Source organism: uncultured Cytophaga sp., from assembly GCF_937863595.1.
Lineage (GTDB): Bacteria > Bacteroidota > Bacteroidia > Cytophagales > Cytophagaceae > Cytophaga.
In genome coordinates this window covers 1-18,419 of sequence record NZ_CALMGQ010000122.1, presented here as the reverse complement: position 1 = coordinate 18,419, position 18,419 = coordinate 1, and the positions used below count along the sequence as shown (strand labels likewise).

Below are 18,419 nucleotides of genomic sequence, written 5' to 3'. Positions count from 1 at the left end.
CTGTTTGAAAAAGGGAATTTTGATTTAAAACAAACTCCAAAGCAGACAAACTCTAATTTAATTTGTAGATTTAAATGACAAACAATACTTTTAATATGCCAATTAAATCTACTTCCAGATCTGATTTAGAATCTAGATACCAAGCAATCATTGATAACGCAGTAGACGGAATTATTACGATAGATGAACGAGGAGTAATAGAATCAGTAAACCCTTCTACATTGCGCCTGTTTGGCTATCCAATGGATGAATTAATTGGAGAGAATGTTTCAATCTTAATGCCAGAACCAGATCGAAGTAGTCATGATCGCTACATGAATAAGTATCATGCTACCGGTAGAGGGAATATAATTGGCAAAGGCAGAGAGGTTATTGGTAGACGTAAAGACGGGAGTTTGTTTCCGTTCTTATTGAGTATAAGCGAACTTATACTTGAAAATAAAAAGATATTTACGGGTATTATACATGATATTTCCGAGCTACGAGAAGTAAAAGATGCCTTGGCTCGGGAACGGGATTTGAGTGAATTGAAGTCACGTTTTGTTACAATGGCTTCTCATGAGTTTAGAACGCCCTTAAGTACGATTCTTTCTTCGGTATCCTTGATTTCTAGATATAATGGTACCAAAGATGAAGATAAGCGCATTAAGCATGTCAATCGCATTAAGTCTTCCGTCAATAACTTAACAGGCATTTTGAATGATTTTTTATCGTTAAGCAGATTAGAGGAAGGCCGCATTACAAATGACCCTACAGAGTTTTCCATCAACGATTTGTCGAGCGAAGTAATAGATGAAATGAATGGGATTTTAAAAGAAAATCAGCAGATTCAGCATTTTCATGAATTACCTGAAGAGATGGTTTTTCTTGATAAAAATCTCATTCGAAATATCATGATCAATTTGATTTCGAATGCAATAAAATATTCACACGAAGGACAGAAAATACAAATAAATACTAAAGTTGAAAATAAGTTATTGACGCTTGAAGTGAAAGATCAAGGAATTGGGATTCCGGAAGAAGATCAAGTGTATTTATTTAGTAGATTCTTTCGTGCACACAATGCAGCAAACATTCCAGGAACTGGACTTGGTTTGAATATAATAAAAAAATATTTAGATATACTTAGAGGTAATGTTGATTTCGTTAGTAAACAGGCAATGGGTACAACGTTTATTGTTCAGATTCCTTTTTAACATTATATAAAATGAAATCAATTTTAGTTATTGAAGATAATTATGAGGTACGTGATAATATTGCTGAAATATTGGAGCTTGCAGACTACAAGGTGTTGACAGCGTCTAATGGCAAAGAAGGTGTTGAAGAAGCAAAGCGATCACTTCCAGATCTGATTATTTGTGATGTTATGATGCCAGAATTAGATGGTTACGGTGTATTGCATTTGCTTAATAAATCTGAAGCAACAGCAACCATTCCATTTATATTTTTAACAGCCAAAGCTGAGAAAAATGATTTCAGAAAAGGAATGAATCTTGGTGCAGACGACTATCTAACAAAACCTTTCGATGATGTTGAATTATTAGATGCCGTTGAATTGCGTTTAAAAAAGAAAGCACTGATTCATACACATGCTGCAGGTGGTAATTTAGAGAGTATCAATCAACTTGTTTCTGAAGCAAGGGGCAATCAAGAATTAGAAAAATTAATAGCAGATCAACGTAAAATTAGTCGCTTTAAAAAGAAGCAAGTTTTATATTCTGAAGGAAATAAAGCCAACTCCTTATACTTTATTGTTAAAGGGAAGTTGAAAACGTTTAAAACCAACGACGATGGTCGTGAGTTGATTACGGGCTTGTATAAAGAAGGGGATTTCTTGGGTTACTTAAACCTGTTAGAAGGGAGTGATCATACCGAGTCGGCAACAATGCTAGATGATTCAGAAATTCACATTATACCTAAAGATGAATTTTTTGCTGTGTTGTTTAGTAGCAAAGATGTTTCTGAAAAATTGATAAAAATGCTTTCTGATAACTTAATTGAAAAAGAAGAGCGTTTATTGAAATTAGCTTATAACTCCGTTCGGAAACGAGTTGCTGAATCGTTGTTGATGATTTATAATAATTTCAATAAAGACGAAAATCCCGACAATTTTACAATGGCAATTTATAGAGATGACCTGGCAGCAATAGCTGGTGCTTCGAAAGAGACCGTTATTCGTACCTTGTCTGATTTTAAAGAAGAAGGATTGATTACGATTCAAGGAAGTAAAATTTCAATTGTAAATATTTCTAAACTTCAAAAAATGAAAAATTAAAGAAATGATGAAAGCAAGTTTAATTTCTGCGCACCCTAATTGTACGCATTGCGGAGAAACTTGTGTAGATGATTCTATTCAGATAGATAGTTATTTTTTTTGTTGTAATGGTTGTAAAACGGTTTATGAAATATTAAACGAACACGACTTGTGTTCGTATTATGATATAGACGCAGCCGCTGGTATTAAAATTAAAGCATCTATTGGAACAAAGTATGTTTTTTTAGATCAGCCAGAAATTGTACAACGCATTATAGATTTCAAACACGATAACGTTGTCGTTATCCATTTTTATATTCCGAGCATTCACTGTAGTTCCTGTCTTTGGTTATTAGAAAAACTCTATAAGATTGAACCAGGTATCATGCGATCGGATGTGAGTTTTACTAAAAAAGAAATTTCCATCACATTTAACGATTCCATTATTACACTTCGTAGAATTGTGGAGTTACTCGATTCCTTGGGATATGCACCTCAAATTGAATTGAATAAAAAATCCGCTGGAATTCAGAATAAAAAAGAAGATCGTAGTATTTTTTATAAAATGGCTGTGGCTGCATTTTGTTCTTCCAACATTATGTTGATGAGCTTTCCAGATTATTTGGGATTGGATCGTCAGTTAGATGGAACTTACGCGGAGGTATTTGGGTATATATCCATTTTACTGGCTCTGCCTGTTTTGCTTTATTCCGCATCCGGTTTATACATCTCAGCTTGGAAAGGCTTGAGAAATAAAATGATCAATCTAGATTTACCTATTGTTATTGGAATAACAGCGCTATTTTTAAGAAGTATTTATGATATTCTGGCACACATCAGTCCCGGATATTTAGATTCATTCACAGGTTTAATATTTTTTCTTTTAATAGGGAAGTGGTTTCAAAGCAAAGTATATCAATCGATGTCTTTTGATCGAGATTATCAATCTTATTTTCCAGTGGCTGTGCAACGCACTGTTAATGGTATGTCACAGCAAGTACTTATAAACGAGCTCAAAATTGGAGATCAAATATATATTCGTTCTCAAGAAATAATACCAGCGGATGCTATTTTATTGAGTGCACATGCATTTATCGATTATAGTTTTGTAAGTGGCGAAACCATACCTGTACGAATAAATAAAGGCGAATTGATTTATGCAGGAGGTCGACAAACGCAAGGATCTATTGAATTGTTAGTCGAAAAAGAAGTATCACAAAGTCATTTATTACAGCTTTGGAATAATAAAGTATTTGATAAAGTAAACGATGAAAAATCAATTTCTAAAATTGCAGATACGGTTGGTCGAAATTTTACATATGGACTTTTAATAATTAGCATTCTTACATTTTTGTATTGGTATGGTACAAGCATATCTGCTGCTTTTAATAATTTGACTGCGGTCTTAATTGTTGCATGCCCCTGTGCCTTGGCTTTATCTATCCCATTTGCCTATGGAAATGCCATTCGTATTTTAGCTAAAAAAGGATTGTTTTTAAGAAGTGCCGATGTTGTTGAAAAGTTAGATTTGGTTGATACGATTGTATTTGATAAAACAGGTACACTTACTCAGTCGGATGTTACGAGTATTGGTTTTGTAGGAGAATCAAACATTGAAAAGTATTTCCAACAAATACATATTCTCGTAAGGCAATCTACGCACCCATTAAGTGTGCAATTGGCAAACTATTTAACTAAACATACTACGTCTATTAAAATTGAAAATTTCAAAGAAATAATTGGAAAAGGATTGGAAGGCATAGTGGAAGGCACATTATATAAAATTGGTTCTGCATCATTTGTTGGTAATCCAAGTGCGATAGATGTAAATACATCGAATGTCCATGTTTCGGTTAATGATACGTATCTAGGTTATTTCTCCATTCGGAATCGATATCGAACTAATTTAGATACACTTATTCAGCAATTGGCTCCTAATTATGCTTTATATGTTTTATCGGGTGATTCGAGTATAGAAAAACATTATTTAGAAACGATTTTTCCAGAAGCGCATCACATTCTTTTTAATCAAAGTCCGGAAGATAAATTACAATTTATTAAAGAATTGCAAAATCAAGGTAAGAATGTATTGATGTTAGGAGATGGACTAAACGATGCAGGTGCTTTAAAACAGAGCGATGTAGGATTCGCTGTTTCCGAAGATGTGTATAATTTCTCTCCTGCATCGGATGGGATCTTAAATGCCGAAAAATTAGGTTTATTAATGCGTGTATTGCGTTTTTCGAAAGGCTCTGTGAATGCCGTTAAATCGACGTTGTTGTTTTCATTGTTATATAATATTGTAGTAATAAGCATGTCTGTAAAAGGATTATTTACGCCATTAGCAGCAGCCATTATTATGCCCATTAGTTCTATTATTGTAGTCCTAATGGTTGTTATTAGTACCAATTTTATATCGAAAAAGGTCTTTAAGTAGGTGTGATAGATTTTGAATACCCTTTTTATTTTGTATCTTATTACAACCAAGTGAATCTTTAACAATTCAATTATGATTAAAAATATTCTCGTTCCAGTAGATTTTACAGAAGTTTCTAAGAATGCCTTAGATTATGTGAAGCAATTAGCAAGAAAGGTGAATTGTAAGGTTGTGTTACTTCACTCAAGTAAATTGGTTTTAATTACAAATGAAGTATTAGATACCATTTATACAGGATTAGCCGACGATACGGAACAGGTGCATCATAAAATAGATGCGATGATTAAGCAATTGAATGAACTTGGTATACCTGCAGATAAGAAAGTTGTTACTGGTTTGTTGGGAGATGATATTAAAGATGCTGTAAAAGAATTTGATATTGATTTAATCGTTACAGGAACTAATGGTGCGCAAGGAGCGGATGCATTCTTCTTTGAAACAACATCTGTCACAATTTTCAAAGAAGTGAGTTGTCCTGTCTTGATTATTCCTGCTAATTGCAACTTTAGGCTCATTCGAAAAATGATGTACGCTACAGACTTTCTAGAAAACGATATTATAGAATTAAAGAATGTATGTGAGATTGCCTCTATATTTGAAGCTGAAGTTATTGTTTCCCATGTCTATACAAATTCAGACGAATTAAATAAGAATAAATTAGCACTGGATTTATTAACTGTTTCAATGAAAAAGTGGATCAGTTATTCAAATATATCTTATAAATTATTCTACAATAAAAGTGTGCAAGACGGGTTGGAAGAAAATATTGAAGGCTTATATATTGATATGCTTTGTATGGCAAGAAGTGAAAAACCGTTTTTTAAAAGTATATTCTCAAAAAGTAATACTAAATTAATGGCATACCATACCCGCGTTCCATTATTGGTGATGCAGGCTTCGTAATAAAAATAATTAATACCAAATCTAATTATATATTGTTCTTATATTAATTCGCGAAGGTAGTGTCTTTTCTGCCAACCTTTCTTAAAAATAAGACTAATTTTAAATAAAATATGGAATAATCTAATCTCGATTTATCGTCTTCGAGATTAGATTATTTTTTTAGGATTATTTGTTTTCGGCAATTGCTTCCAATGCTTGTTTTAATTGGGGATGTTTAAAAACAAATCCTTCGTTTGTTAATCGTTCTGGCAAAACCCATCTGCTTTTCAAAATCAATTCTGTTTCAGTATGAATCATTATTGCTCCAATTTTAAGCATCCATTTTGGTGTGTTTAATCCAAAAGAGACGTGCATGGAAGCACGTAGTAATTTCATAAATTCCTTGTTTGTTACCGGACCTGGCGCCGCACAATTATAGACTCCAGACATTTCTTGATGTTGCTGAATGAATAGAATAATATCTTTTAAATCGTCAATGTGTATCCAACTGAAACGCTGATTTCCATTTCCTTGTTTACCGCCCAAACCAAAACGAACGAGATTTCTTAAAGGATGCATTACGCCACCTTCGTCGCCCAGAACGATTGCCATTCTTAACGCAACTTGTCTTGTTGAAGGTAAGTTGAAATTAAAAAATGCTTTTTCCCATTGTGTTGCAATGCCCACAGAAAATCCTGAACCAATATCACCAGTAGATTCTGTCATAGGTCTATCTTCTGCATGTCGATAGATTGTTGCTGTGCTCGAATTGAACCATAGCGTAGGCGCGTTTGTACATTTTAAAATGCAATTGCCAAGAATTGTAGTCGTGTCAATACGAGACGTTAGAATCTCTGCTTTATTTTTTTCTGTATATCTACAGTCTACTGATTTACCTGCCAAATTTATAAGCATTTCTGCACCTTCTAAGGCGTCAATAATACCATTTTCATTATTCCAAAGTATTGTATGTGCTTGGCGCGATATGATTTTAACAGTATAACCTTGGTTCGTAAAATAGTTTTCTAAATACCCTCCAATAAAGCCTGTACCACCTGCAATAACAATTTTCTTTTTCATTAATAATTGAGAATAAAAGGTAAGATTAATAAGCGATACAATACCCATGTATAACATAGGTAATGGGGGAGATGTAATTTTTTCACTCTGTACATGTGTGTTAGAAACATAATGCTTACTACGGTAAAGAAATAAATAATGTTTACGAATAGCGGCTGTGGATCGTATATGTTTATGGCAATAATTGGCCAAAGCATCACCGATCCCAATAACGATATTAGTAACATCGTGTAATGATAACGAATAATTTCGAAACCACTATTCTTCCAAATAAAAGGCAATTGAAATAGAAGTTGCCCTACAACAATGCATGATTCTATTTTCCAATTATACGGAATCGTTAATACCGATTGTATGAGTAACGAAAAGCGACTTAAGGTAATTGCTGTAATGCCTATTGAAAAAAGCATTACAGCAATATATCTACTTATAATTTTAGTTGAAGAATTCATATTTATTGTATTGGATGTTGAATCGGTTGATTTGACTTTCTTCTTCCTCTAAAGAATAACAATAAATTTAAGAATAATATGATGCCTAAATAGATTGAGAATCCACCAATTTTAGAACTCAGTACTTCTATCATCTGTTGGTAGTTGTCGATGTGATAGGTGCTCAATATAAGTAAGGCCGCACCAATATTCAGTAGATAAAAGCCTATTTCAAACAAGCGGTTTGTGGCAAAAGCGATTTCCGTTCTTCCATGAAAGATATCCAACATGAATATTTTACTGTTCTTAAAGAGGATACGCGCTACTAAGAATGTCATTCCTAATGCGATTGGTAAATAAATCAAATACATTATTATGGTTAATGTATTGTCAATCACTTCGGGTACTACAATTTGATTTTCCATGGTTCCTTATAGTTTAATTGTTTGTTTATGTATGTTCGATTCAATAAGTATAAATACTAGAATGTTCAAGTAATGCATTGCTGCTATTACGAGGTAGGTTATACCAATTTTGAAAGATAAATATTCGATTGAATGACTTAAAGAATAAATATTTTCTTGAGTAGAGTAGAATAGCAAAACCAAGCCTATGTTCACTAAGTAAAAACCTATAAGCAAAATTTTATTTACTGGTAGTACGATTTCCATTCGATTGCTAAATATGGCACGTAGAAAATGTTCTCCATGCTTGTTTAAACTTTTACCTAGAAAGTACGTTGTGTTTACTGCAAGCAATAGATAGAGTAGGTTAACAATGTAGGTCGCTTTCATAATATGTTATGTTCAGAACTTTCAATAATTATTGAAACATTATATTAAATTTTTTTATCTCAATTTTCCTAATATTTTAAAAAACCAGTTTTGGTTTGATTGTGCATATAAGTCTAATACAGATTCTGTTTGTTTGGCGAACTTTAATAGGTCTTTCGTTACTTTTTTAAATTCTTTTGCTTCTGCTGTTTCACCTTCAACCTCAGATATTTCATTTAATAATTTTAGAATTGGATCAAGTTCTCTTTTCTTTCTTTCTTTGGCCACTTGAACACTGATGTTCATAATGTCTTTTTCAGCTTTAAAGAATTCTTTACGTTCGCCAGAAATAAGTACTTTATCTGCTAAACCCCAATCCATCAAGGCACGTAAATTCATATTTACATTTCCTCTAGATATTTTTAATTCTTCCATGATGTCTTCAGCAGAAAGTGGAGTAGTGGCCACCATTAATAAGGCATGTATTTGTGCCATCGTTCTGTTGATGCCCCAACTGGATCCTAGTGTACCCCAAGCTTGTATATATTTCTCTTTTGCTTCTGTGAATTTCATGATGTAAACGTATTCAATAGATATTGAACTTCCAAATAATATTGAAAGTATAATTTGGAAGTTCTTATAAATTATTGATATGTAGGTAATTGTAAATTTTATAAAACAAAATACCCTAAGAAATAGTAAAAACTATAACTTAGGGTATTCTGAATAAAAACACATGCAAGAATGAAATCCTACATATAAATTAAATCATTATTCTTTTTCAATTTGATGATGTGGACGGCATTTAAAGCTAAAATAATGGGATAGGCTGGATCAAATTCATGCCATTTTACTCCAAAGTTTGCTCTGCCGCCTAATTTGTGGTGATTGTTGTGATAACTTTCACCAAACATCAAGAAATCCACAGGCAATAGATTTTTTGCTGTATCATTTACTTCAAAATTGACATAGCCAAATTTATGTGCGAACCAGTTGATAACAACGCCATGTACAGGTCCCATTAAGAAATGGATTGGAAGCAATAGATACAAATACCACATATGCGGTGGTACAAAGGCTACATAGAAGAGCACATAAAATGTTCCCCAACCGATTCTTAAAATCCAATTGTCGCTAAACTTCTCAAATGCCTCCCAATAAGGTACATTTTTAATATATTTGGGTTCAATATCTATACGATGATTCAAAATGTCATTGTAAATATTTTTTGTTTTCATCATCATATCCAATATCCCTGTTGAATATTTAGGAGAATGCGGATCATTTTCAGTATCAGCATGGGTATGGTGTAAACGATGCATAACACCATAGGCATAGGGGCTTAAGAAAGAGGATCCTTGAAATACCCAGGTTAAAATATAGAAGAATTTTTCCCAGCCTTTAGTCATTGTGAACATTTGGTGGGCTGCATACCTATGTAGAAAAAAGGTTTGCATAAATAAGGATAGATACCAATGTGCGATAAAGAAGATAAGTATTATCATGGATTGTTAATTCGTTAAATGAATGGTAACTTTATACGTTGAAGTACAAAGATATTTACTCCTAAGTTTATAAAAGATGATTTTAGTCATATTAGTAAATAGTATAGGTCATTCGTATGCTGAATGTCATTTACGTTCTTTGTAACCTATTAACAGCAAAAATATGAGTGTTTTATTTGTATTGATTGGTATTAGTTTACTGGTAGCCCTAGGTTTTTTGGGTGCCTGTTTATGGTCAGTAGGGAATGGTCAATACGATGACGAAGATACTCCAGCTAAAAGAATGCTTTTTGATGATACAACACCCCAAATTCGTATAACAAACAAATCAAATAAATAATATCTATGAATAATAATGCGCTTGAAAAATTTTCTTATGACAATTTAATTGTCAGGAATTTTGTTTTCGCTACCATGATTTGGGGCGTGATTGGTATGCTAGTCGGCTTACTAGCGGCAACACAACTTGTATACCCCATATTCAATTTTGCTGAAATTACTACTTTTGGTCGGATTCGACCATTGCACACCAATGCAGTTATTTTTGCATTTGTAGGTAATGGTATCTTTGCAGGGGTGTATTATTCGCTACAGCGTTTGTGTAAAGCACGAATGTTTAGCGATGCATTGAGTAAAATCAATTTCTGGGGATGGCAACTAATTATTGTTGCTGCGGTTATTACACTTCCCTTAGGTTTTACTTCCAGTAAAGAATACGCTGAATTGGAATGGCCAATTGATATTGCCATTACGATTATCTGGGTAGTTTTTGGTTGGAACATGTTTGGGACGATTTTAAAACGTAGACAACAACATTTGTATGTTGCTATTTGGTTTTACATTGGTACGTTTGTAACTGTTGCAGTTTTACACATTGTAAATTCTGTTGAAATTCCTGTAACGTTTATGAAAAGTTACTCATGGTATGCAGGTGTTCAAGATGCCTTAGTACAATGGTGGTATGGACATAATGCAGTTGCATTCTTTTTAACAACACCTTATTTAGGTTTGATGTATTACTTTGTTCCTAAAGCAGCTAACAGACCGGTATATTCTTATAGACTTTCTATTATACACTTTTGGGCTTTGATATTTATGTATATCTGGGCAGGACCTCACCATTTATTATATACAGCTTTGCCTGACTGGGCACAAACATTAGGTGTTGTATTCTCGGTTATGTTGATTGCGCCATCATGGGGTGGTATGTTAAACGGTTTATTAACATTGAGAAGTGTTTGGGATAAAGTACGTATAGATCCTGTTTTGAAATTCTTTGTCGTTGCTATTACAGCTTATGGTATGGCTACGTTTGAAGGTCCGATGTTGTCTTTGAAAAGTGTAAATGCAATTGCACATTATACGGATTGGATTGTTGCACACGTGCACGTTGGTGCTTTGGGTTGGAATGGTTTCTTAACCTTTGGTATGATTTATTGGTTGATTCCAAAAATGTACAAAACGCAATTGTTTTCTCTTAAACTTGCAAACTTCCATTTCTGGATTGGTACATTAGGTATTTTGTTTTATGCATTGCCATTGTATTGGGCAGGTTTCACGCAAAGTGCAATGTGGAAAGAATTTACTGCAGATGGTGTATTAGCATATCCAAACTTCTTAGAAACGGTATTGCAAATACGTTACATGTATATGCTACGTGCAATAGGTGGATTGTTGTATTTGACAGGTGTTATTGTAATGTGCTATAACATTGTTAAAACAGTTGCATCTGTTAAAATATTTGATGCTAACGAAGCTGCAGAAGCTCCTGCATTACAACAAGATTACAAAGAACACGAAGGTGCGCACTGGCACCGTTGGTTGGAACGTAAACCAATTCAATTTATGATTGCCAGTTTGGTTGTTATATTAATTGGTGGTATTGTTGAAATGGTACCAACGTTTTTAGTGAAATCAAATATCCCAACCATTGCATCTGTAACTCCATACACACCGCTTGAATTAGAAGGTCGTGATATATACATCAGAGAAGGTTGTAATAACTGTCACTCTCAAATGGTTCGTCCATTCAGATCAGAGACTGTTCGTTATGGAGAATACTCTAAAGCGGGTGAGTTTGTTTACGATCACCCGCATCTTTGGGGTTCTAAACGTACAGGTCCAGATTTGCATCGTGTAGGTGGTAAGTATCCGGATTCATGGCATTACAATCACATGCTAGATCCAACTATTACTTCACCGAACTCAATCATGCCTCCGTATGCAAATATGTTGGAAAATACATTGGATGTATCTGACATTGAAAAGAAAATTTCAGCTATGCGTACCTTAGGTGTTCCATATCCAGATGGGTTTGAAGCAACGGTACACCAAAACATGGATGCACAAGCAGAAAAAATTGTAGCAAGTCTAGCGAAGGATAATATTAAAACAACGAAAGATAAAGAAATCATTGCGATGATAGCTTATCTACAACGTTTAGGTACAGATATAAAAATTAAAAATTCAACGAAATAAAGATATGCTGAAGTTTATAAAATCTCATATGTCAACCATCGGTGGAATTGAAATCTACCCCTTGATATCCTTTATTATTTTCTTCGTATTCTTTTTAATCGTTGCGATTCTAGTATTTAAAGAAAGTAAAGAAAATATTGCTACTATGTCTCATCTTCCTTTAGAAGATGGGACTACTGATTCATTAAAAAACTAATTACATTGGTATATGAAAACTAGAATTTTATTAGTTATTTCTTTTCTGTTGATGATTCATTCATCCTTTGCTGCCAGTGTAGTTACTGAAGTAGCTCCTCAGTCTTCCAACTCCAATTCTATTACATTGGTTTTTGTATTGGGGATATTAATTGTATTGTTACTAGCCATACTTGTTATGTTGTACTACATGACAATAGCGCTTCGCGTAATGAGTGGCAAAAAAGATTCATCCGAACCCTTGTTTGATTTTACGGGTGGAGTACCTGTTGATCGGGAGCATGAAGTTATGATGGATCATGAGTACGATGGTATTCGCGAGCTTGATAACAATATGCCTACGTGGTGGAAATGGATGTTTTATGCAACCGTTGTCTTCTCATTTGCCTATTATTATTACTATCAATTTGGTTCTGGTGATACGCAGTTGCAAGAATACGAGCAATCGATGGTAGCTGCAGAAGCAGAAATGAAATTGCACGGTAGTAAAGTAGATGAGAATTCTGCTACAGTATTGACAGATGCAACAGCAATCGAAGCGGGTAAAACAATATTCATGGAAAACTGTGCTGCCTGCCATGGTAAGTTGGGTGAAGGTGGCGTAGGTCCTAATTTTGCAGATGATTATTGGTTGCATGGTGGTGATATCAAAAGCGTTTTCAAAACCATTAAATTTGGTGTGCCAGAAAAAGGGATGATACCTTGGCAAGCACAACTTAGCGCAGTGCAAATACAAGAAGTGTCAAGTTTTGTATTGACGTTTAAAGGAACTAATCCTCCAAATGCTAAAGCCCCACAAGGTGATTTAGTTAAATAATATAATAATTAAAAGTAGTGGAAGAACATAACAATCACCTAGACGAATCATTTAGAGATCACATTTCAACAGTAGATGCGGATGGTAAACGTGTATGGGTATATCCTAAAAAACCAAAAGGTTTTTTTACTACCGCTCGTAATTATGTGAGTTATGTATTTCTACTACTTTTTATTGCGATTCCTTTTATACGTATAAAAGGAGATCCACTAATTTTATTAAATGTAATCGAACGTAAGTTTATTTTATTCGGTATTATTTTTTGGCCACAAGACTTTCATTTGTTTTTATTAGCAATGATTGCCTTTATCGTATTTATTGTATTGTTTACTGTAGTATATGGTAGGGTGTTTTGTGGATGGGCATGTCCGCAAACTATTTTCATGGAAATGGTTTTTCGTAAAATTGAATACTGGATTGAAGGCGATTATCGAAGCCAAATGGCTTTAGATAAAGCTCCTTTATCAGTAAATAAATTCTTTAAAAAATTAGCGAAGCACACCATATTTTTATCTTTTTCATTTTTCATTTCGAATTTATTTTTAACCTATATCATTGGTACCGATGAATGGTGGAAGGTTGTATCTGATAATCCTGTAAATCATATAGGAGGCTTGGTTTCAATTGTTGTATTTACGTTTGTTTTCTATGGCGTGTTTGCTCGTTTCAGAGAGCAAGTGTGTACTACTGTTTGTCCGTATGGCAGATTACAAGGTGTAATGCTGGATAAGAATTCGATTAACGTTGCGTATGATTATGTTCGTGGTGAAATAAGAGGATTTTTAAAACGAGGCGAAGACCGTGAAGCAGAAGGTAAAGGTGATTGTATCGATTGTCACCAATGCGTAGTGGTGTGCCCAACAGGTATTGATATACGTAATGGGGTACAAATGGAATGCATCAATTGTACGATGTGCATGGATGAATGCGATAGCATTATGTTGAAAATAAATAAGCCGAAGGGATTGATTCGCTATGTATCTGAAGAAGGTATTCGCAACAGGACGGGCTTTATTTGGACGAAAAAAGTTATTTCTTACACAATTATTTTAGTTGTACTCGTTGTTGCATTGGTGGTGTTACTAGCAACGCGACCAGATGTTGAAACTACTATACTAAGAACTCCTGGTATGTTGTATCAAAGCCAAGGAAATGATAAGTATAGTAATTTGTACAATTTTAAAATTATAAATAAAACGCGCGATACCATTCCAATCCGTTTTGAGATTACAAGTCATGCTGGCGAAATAAAATTAGTAGGACAAATTCCTGTTATCGTTCCAAATGCTTTGTCTGAAGGAGCCTTATTTATTGTATTGGATCAAAAGGATATTACAAAGATTAAAACGCCTATTACCATTGGCGTATTTGAAGGGAATGAAATGATTGATGAAGTAAGTACTTCATTTGTGGGGCCTGTTAAATAAATTATGCGTTTATGAAACTACATTGGGGACATTATATCGCTATCTTCTTTACATGCTTTGTTGTGTTTATGTTAGCACTTGTTTATAAAACATTTGATATTAATACAGAGCTTGTTGCTGAAGATTATTACAATAGAGAAATAGCATATCAAGGAAAAATTAACAAGCAAACCAATACACTTAATTACGATGCCAATGTTGAAGTTGTTCAGTCAAACGATACGGTATTGTTTCTGTTTCCTGTGAAGTTTGAAGATTCTTTAATTAAGGGGACAATTAATATTTATAGGCCTTCGGATATTAAAAAAGATTTGACTATCCCTATTTCTGTAAAAAACAAAAAACAATTTATATTCAAGAATCAATTATCTAAAGGTAGATACATAATATACGTGGATTGGCAAGCGGATACATTGTTGTTTTATACGGAAAAAACAATTGATATAAAATAATGAATATGATTTGGGCTGGATTTGTAATGGGGTTTTTAGGAAGTCTACATTGCATTGGAATGTGCGGACCTATAGCACTTGCATTGCCAATTCAGACGACAGTAAAATATAAGCGATTTTTAGCAGCACTTATATACAATCTTGGTCGTGTTTTTACGTATGCTTTATTGGGACTTATTTTTGGATTGTTGGGTACCGCATTCAAACTTGTTGGCTTACAACAAACTTTGTCAATTGTATCTGGTGCACTATTGATAGTATTGGTGATTTTTCCATATGCGTTTAAGAAAGTGTTCTCTGGAAAATCTGTTTTTGATTTTCCATTTATCAATTCATTAAAACAATCCATAGGTAGTCGCTTAAAATCGCATACATTTTCATCTTTGTTTATTATCGGGTTGTTGAATGGATTATTACCTTGTGGACTTGTATCACTCGCTATTATTGGAGCGATTGCAACAGCAGACCTTGTTCAGAGTAGTTTGTATATGGCCTTATTTGGTTTGGGCACCTTGCCTGCAATGGTCGCATTGATTCTGACTAAAAACTACATCCCATTGAAATTGAAAAATACCTTTACACGAGTAGTGCCTGTATTTGTTTGTGCCTTGGGATTATTATTGATACTGCGTGGAATGAATTTAGGAATACCTTATGTAAGTCCGTCTGCAGAAAAGTCTTGTTGTTCATCATCTAGCTGCCATTAATTATGAGAGAAGTCATTTCAGAAGCGTTGGTGCAAAAATACAATGTGCCTTGTCCGCGTTATACGAGTTATCCAACCGTACCTTATTGGGATGTATCCGATTTTAATGCAGAGAAATGGGAGCAATCAGTTCGAAAAAATTTTTTAATTTCGAATAAGAAAGGTGGGATGAGTTTGTATCTTCATTTACCCTACTGCGAAAGTTTGTGTACTTATTGTGGTTGCAATACACGTATAACAATCAATCATAAAGTAGAGCTTCCATATATTGAAACCATACTGAAAGAATGGAGATTATATTTGAATTTATTTGAAGAGAAACCCATTCTTTCTGAATTGCATTTGGGTGGAGGAACGCCTACTTTTTTTAGTCCGGAGAATTTAAATTATTTACTGACGACCATTTACGCCGATTGTATCATTCCAGAAGAAACATGCTTTAGCTTTGAAGGACACCCGAACAATACAACCAAGGAGCATTTACAAATGTTTTATGATTTGGGATTCAAACGCGTAAGTTTTGGGATTCAAGATTTTGATCCCAAAGTACAAGAAATAATAAATCGCATACAACCATTAGAGAATGTTGTTCGAGTTACGGATGAAGCTCGTGAAATCGGCTATACTTCTGTGAATTATGATTTGGTGTATGGATTACCGATGCAGCAACTCGACACGGTTAAAGATACAGTAGAGAAAGTAATTAGATTGATGCCCGATCGTATTGCCTTTTATAGCTATGCGCACGTACCTTGGTTAAAACCAGGTCAGCGTAAATTCACAGAAGCAGATTTGCCGAGCGACTCTACTAAAAGAGATTTGTATGAATTGGGTAAAACCATGTTTTTAGATGCAGGCTATGGCGATGTAGGGATGGATCATTTTGCCTTACCAAACGATGAATTGACGCTTGCAAGTAAAAACGGTAAACTCCATCGTAACTTTATGGGATATACGGCGCAACATACGATGTTTTCAATTGGTTTGGGTGTTTCATCTATTAGTGATACTTGGGGCGGCTTTGCACAAAATGTAAAAACAGTTGAGGTGTATCAGAAAAAAGTAGATGAAGGAATTATTCCTGTTTTTAAAGGACATATTTTAACAGACCAAGATTTATATATGAGAAGTCATATATTAGAAGTCATGTGCCAGTATCGAACTTCTTGGAAAGAAGGGGAATTATCAATGGATATTATAAATCAACTACACGCTTTGGAGGCAGATGGTTTAATACTTATGGGTAATACAAGTTTTGCTGTTTCAGAAATTGGGAAAGCATTTTTACGCAATATTTGTATGGCTTTTGATGTGCGCTTATGGGAAGATAAAAGTACGAAGGTGCAGTTTTCTACTTCGATGTGATATAAAAGTGGTCAGTAGGATAATAATTGTGAGTTATGAATTATGAGTTATGAATTTTACCATGGTCTGTGACACACCATAGCTGTCAACGTTTTTTATGGAGTCGGGTCTTTCTACCTGACTCCATAAAAAACGTTGAATGTACTAACCCCGAACGAACGTCTAGTGTCGAAAGACCCTATACCAAGAAATTCATAATTAATCTCTCTCTCTTTCTCTCTAACTCTTTAACTACTATTTTTTATTCATAATTCATAATTGACACCTGACCATTATTTTTTTTATTCCTCTAAACTTCCCATCTACTCGGTATAGCAACTAGAAACTCGCAGCTGGAAACTATTTCCCAAACCCCAGCCAAATAAATGCAATCATTACTCTAGATTTTTTGTATTTTGCCTCTATAAACACTACAATATGAAAACGAATCTACTTTTTACTAGTATACTTTTTGCATTTTTTCTGTTGAGTTGTTCTCAAGAACATAAGGCAGAAAGAACTTCTGATCAATCAAACGAAAACGCAGAGGCTTCTACAGTGGATATGGCATCAGCCGTTTCTGAATCTAAAGCAAAAGACGCTGCTTCCGAATCTATTTCTTCTTCAGCCGCAGTTGAAACAAACAAGAATGGCAATCGTAAATTTATTCGTACTGCCGACTTAAAGTTTAAAGTTAAAAGTGTTGTAAAAGCAACCTATGGTATTGAAGATATTGTAGGACAACAAGGTGGATTTGTAAGCTACACAAACTTATATAGCACCATTGACTATGTGAATTCTACGGCTATTAGTGCTGACTCAACCCTAGAGACAACGTACTTTACAGTATTGAATTCAATGACGATTCGTATACCAAACACAAAGTTGGATACCACCTTAAAAGCAATTGCGAAACACATAGATTATTTAGATCATAGAATTATAACAGCCGATGATGTAGCCTTACAATTGTTATCAAACGATTTAACCCAAAAGCGTGCGGATAAAACGGAGAGACGTTTAACCAATGCTATAGATAATAGAGGGAAAAGGTTAAACGAAACGGTTGCGTCTGAAGAAATTTTAGCAAACAAACAAGAACAGTCAGACAATGCGAAGATTGCGAATATGGCACTAAACGATCAAATTGATTTTAGTACAATTACAATATCTATGTATCAACGGCAAGATATCAAACGCGATGTGATAGCAGACTTCAAAAATATTACAGCATACGAGCCTGGTTTTGGCAAAAAAGTAATTGAGTCCTTAATTTCAGGCTGGCAGATTTTAGAAGTAACGATTTTATTTCTCTTAAATTTATGGGGTTTAATCTTAGCAGCAGTTGCGGTATTTTTCTTGTATCGTTTTGTAGCGCCTAAGTTTAGAAAGTAAAAATTAACTTTGTTTAGTTGTTACCGTAAAATAATTTGTAATAAACCTGGATCATTCGTTTGGTGATCCAGGTTTATTTTTAAAGATAATTATATTCATACACGACAAAGCTATAATTATAGTTTTGTCGTAGATCAGTGTATATCTTGGAAATATGTTTATAGGGCTTGACTGTTAAAAAGTTTTTACTTTAGTATCATTTTGATCAACTAGCATATATTCATAATATTAACGTTTTTATAA

General features: G+C 34.0%; 19 protein-coding genes. 13 read left to right on the top strand and 6 right to left on the bottom strand.

Going from position 1 to position 18,419, the window contains the following annotated elements; all coding sequences use genetic code 11:
* Positions 1–95 precede the first annotated feature (95 nt).
* From Q0543_RS10645 to Q0543_RS10630, 4 genes are all read left to right on the top strand, one after another.
* Positions 96–1,196, top strand: a complete 1,101-nt coding sequence (locus Q0543_RS10645; protein WP_299252486.1) for a PAS domain-containing sensor histidine kinase — start codon at positions 96–98, stop codon at positions 1,194–1,196.
* Between the two features lie 11 nt (positions 1,197–1,207).
* Positions 1,208–2,275, top strand: coding sequence for a response regulator (locus Q0543_RS10640; protein WP_299252482.1), 1,068 nt, complete (start codon positions 1,208–1,210; stop codon positions 2,273–2,275).
* 4 nt (positions 2,276–2,279) lie between these two features.
* The gene (locus Q0543_RS10635; protein ID WP_299252479.1) at positions 2,280–4,691 is read left to right on the top strand and encodes a heavy metal translocating P-type ATPase metal-binding domain-containing protein; all 2,412 of its coding nucleotides are present in this window, start codon (positions 2,280–2,282) and stop codon (positions 4,689–4,691) included.
* A 72-nt stretch (positions 4,692–4,763) separates the two neighbouring features.
* Positions 4,764–5,594: a universal stress protein gene (locus tag Q0543_RS10630; protein ID WP_299252476.1), complete on the top strand. Its 831-nt coding sequence runs from the start codon at positions 4,764–4,766 to the stop codon at positions 5,592–5,594.
* 165 nt (positions 5,595–5,759) lie between these two features.
* Here the strand turns inward: Q0543_RS10630 and Q0543_RS10625 are convergent, their stop codons facing one another.
* The 6 genes from Q0543_RS10625 to Q0543_RS10600 form a co-directional block, all read right to left on the bottom strand.
* The gene (locus Q0543_RS10625) at positions 5,760–6,653 is read right to left on the bottom strand and encodes a TIGR01777 family oxidoreductase (RefSeq protein WP_299252473.1); all 894 of its coding nucleotides are present in this window, start codon (positions 6,651–6,653) and stop codon (positions 5,760–5,762) included.
* Positions 6,653–7,105, bottom strand: a complete 453-nt coding sequence (locus Q0543_RS10620) for a hypothetical protein (protein ID WP_299252470.1) — start codon at positions 7,103–7,105, stop codon at positions 6,653–6,655. Before Q0543_RS10620 ends, Q0543_RS10625 begins: the two co-directional genes overlap by 1 nt.
* A gap of 2 nt (positions 7,106–7,107) precedes the next feature.
* Positions 7,108–7,509 (bottom strand): hypothetical protein, encoded by a 402-nt coding sequence (locus Q0543_RS10615; RefSeq protein WP_299252468.1) that lies wholly within the window; start codon positions 7,507–7,509, stop codon positions 7,108–7,110.
* Between the two features lie 6 nt (positions 7,510–7,515).
* Positions 7,516–7,878: a hypothetical protein gene (locus tag Q0543_RS10610; protein ID WP_299252465.1), complete on the bottom strand. Its 363-nt coding sequence runs from the start codon at positions 7,876–7,878 to the stop codon at positions 7,516–7,518.
* 54 nt (positions 7,879–7,932) lie between these two features.
* Complete coding sequence (locus Q0543_RS10605; protein WP_299252462.1) at positions 7,933–8,430, bottom strand: MarR family transcriptional regulator; 498 nt, start codon at positions 8,428–8,430, stop codon at positions 7,933–7,935.
* 179 nt (positions 8,431–8,609) lie between these two features.
* Positions 8,610–9,362 carry an acyl-CoA desaturase gene (locus tag Q0543_RS10600; RefSeq protein ID WP_299252460.1) on the bottom strand — a complete coding sequence of 251 codons (753 nt, stop codon included), beginning with the start codon at positions 9,360–9,362 and terminating at the stop codon, positions 8,610–8,612.
* Positions 9,363–9,525: 163 nt separating this feature from the next.
* On the opposite strand from Q0543_RS10600, the gene ccoS reads away from it, so the two are divergent.
* The 9 genes from ccoS (at position 9,526) to Q0543_RS10555 (ending at position 18,176) form a co-directional block, all read left to right on the top strand.
* Positions 9,526–9,702 carry a cbb3-type cytochrome oxidase assembly protein CcoS gene (gene ccoS, locus Q0543_RS10595; protein ID WP_299252457.1) on the top strand — a complete coding sequence of 59 codons (177 nt, stop codon included), beginning with the start codon at positions 9,526–9,528 and terminating at the stop codon, positions 9,700–9,702.
* A gap of 5 nt (positions 9,703–9,707) precedes the next feature.
* Positions 9,708–11,840 (top strand): cytochrome-c oxidase, cbb3-type subunit I, encoded by a 2,133-nt coding sequence (ccoN, locus tag Q0543_RS10590; RefSeq protein WP_299252454.1) that lies wholly within the window; start codon positions 9,708–9,710, stop codon positions 11,838–11,840.
* 28 nt (positions 11,841–11,868) lie between these two features.
* Complete coding sequence (locus Q0543_RS10585; protein ID WP_299252448.1) at positions 11,869–12,036, top strand: CcoQ/FixQ family Cbb3-type cytochrome c oxidase assembly chaperone; 168 nt, start codon at positions 11,869–11,871, stop codon at positions 12,034–12,036.
* A gap of 12 nt (positions 12,037–12,048) precedes the next feature.
* Positions 12,049–12,852: a cbb3-type cytochrome c oxidase N-terminal domain-containing protein gene (locus Q0543_RS10580; protein ID WP_299252445.1), complete on the top strand. Its 804-nt coding sequence runs from the start codon at positions 12,049–12,051 to the stop codon at positions 12,850–12,852.
* Between the two features lie 17 nt (positions 12,853–12,869).
* The gene (gene ccoG / locus Q0543_RS10575; protein WP_299252442.1) at positions 12,870–14,279 is read left to right on the top strand and encodes a cytochrome c oxidase accessory protein CcoG; all 1,410 of its coding nucleotides are present in this window, start codon (positions 12,870–12,872) and stop codon (positions 14,277–14,279) included.
* Between the two features lie 11 nt (positions 14,280–14,290).
* Positions 14,291–14,731, top strand: coding sequence for a FixH family protein (locus Q0543_RS10570; protein ID WP_299252439.1), 441 nt, complete (start codon positions 14,291–14,293; stop codon positions 14,729–14,731).
* 5 nt (positions 14,732–14,736) lie between these two features.
* Positions 14,737–15,438: a sulfite exporter TauE/SafE family protein gene (locus Q0543_RS10565; protein ID WP_299252436.1), complete on the top strand. Its 702-nt coding sequence runs from the start codon at positions 14,737–14,739 to the stop codon at positions 15,436–15,438.
* Positions 15,439–15,440: 2 nt separating this feature from the next.
* Entirely contained in the window at positions 15,441–16,802 is a 1,362-nt protein-coding gene (gene hemN / locus Q0543_RS10560) for an oxygen-independent coproporphyrinogen III oxidase (protein ID WP_299252434.1), read from the top strand.
* A 417-nt stretch (positions 16,803–17,219) separates the two neighbouring features.
* Positions 17,220–18,176, top strand: a complete 957-nt coding sequence (locus Q0543_RS10555; RefSeq protein WP_299252431.1) for a DUF4349 domain-containing protein — start codon at positions 17,220–17,222, stop codon at positions 18,174–18,176.
* Positions 18,177–18,419 lie beyond the last annotated feature (243 nt).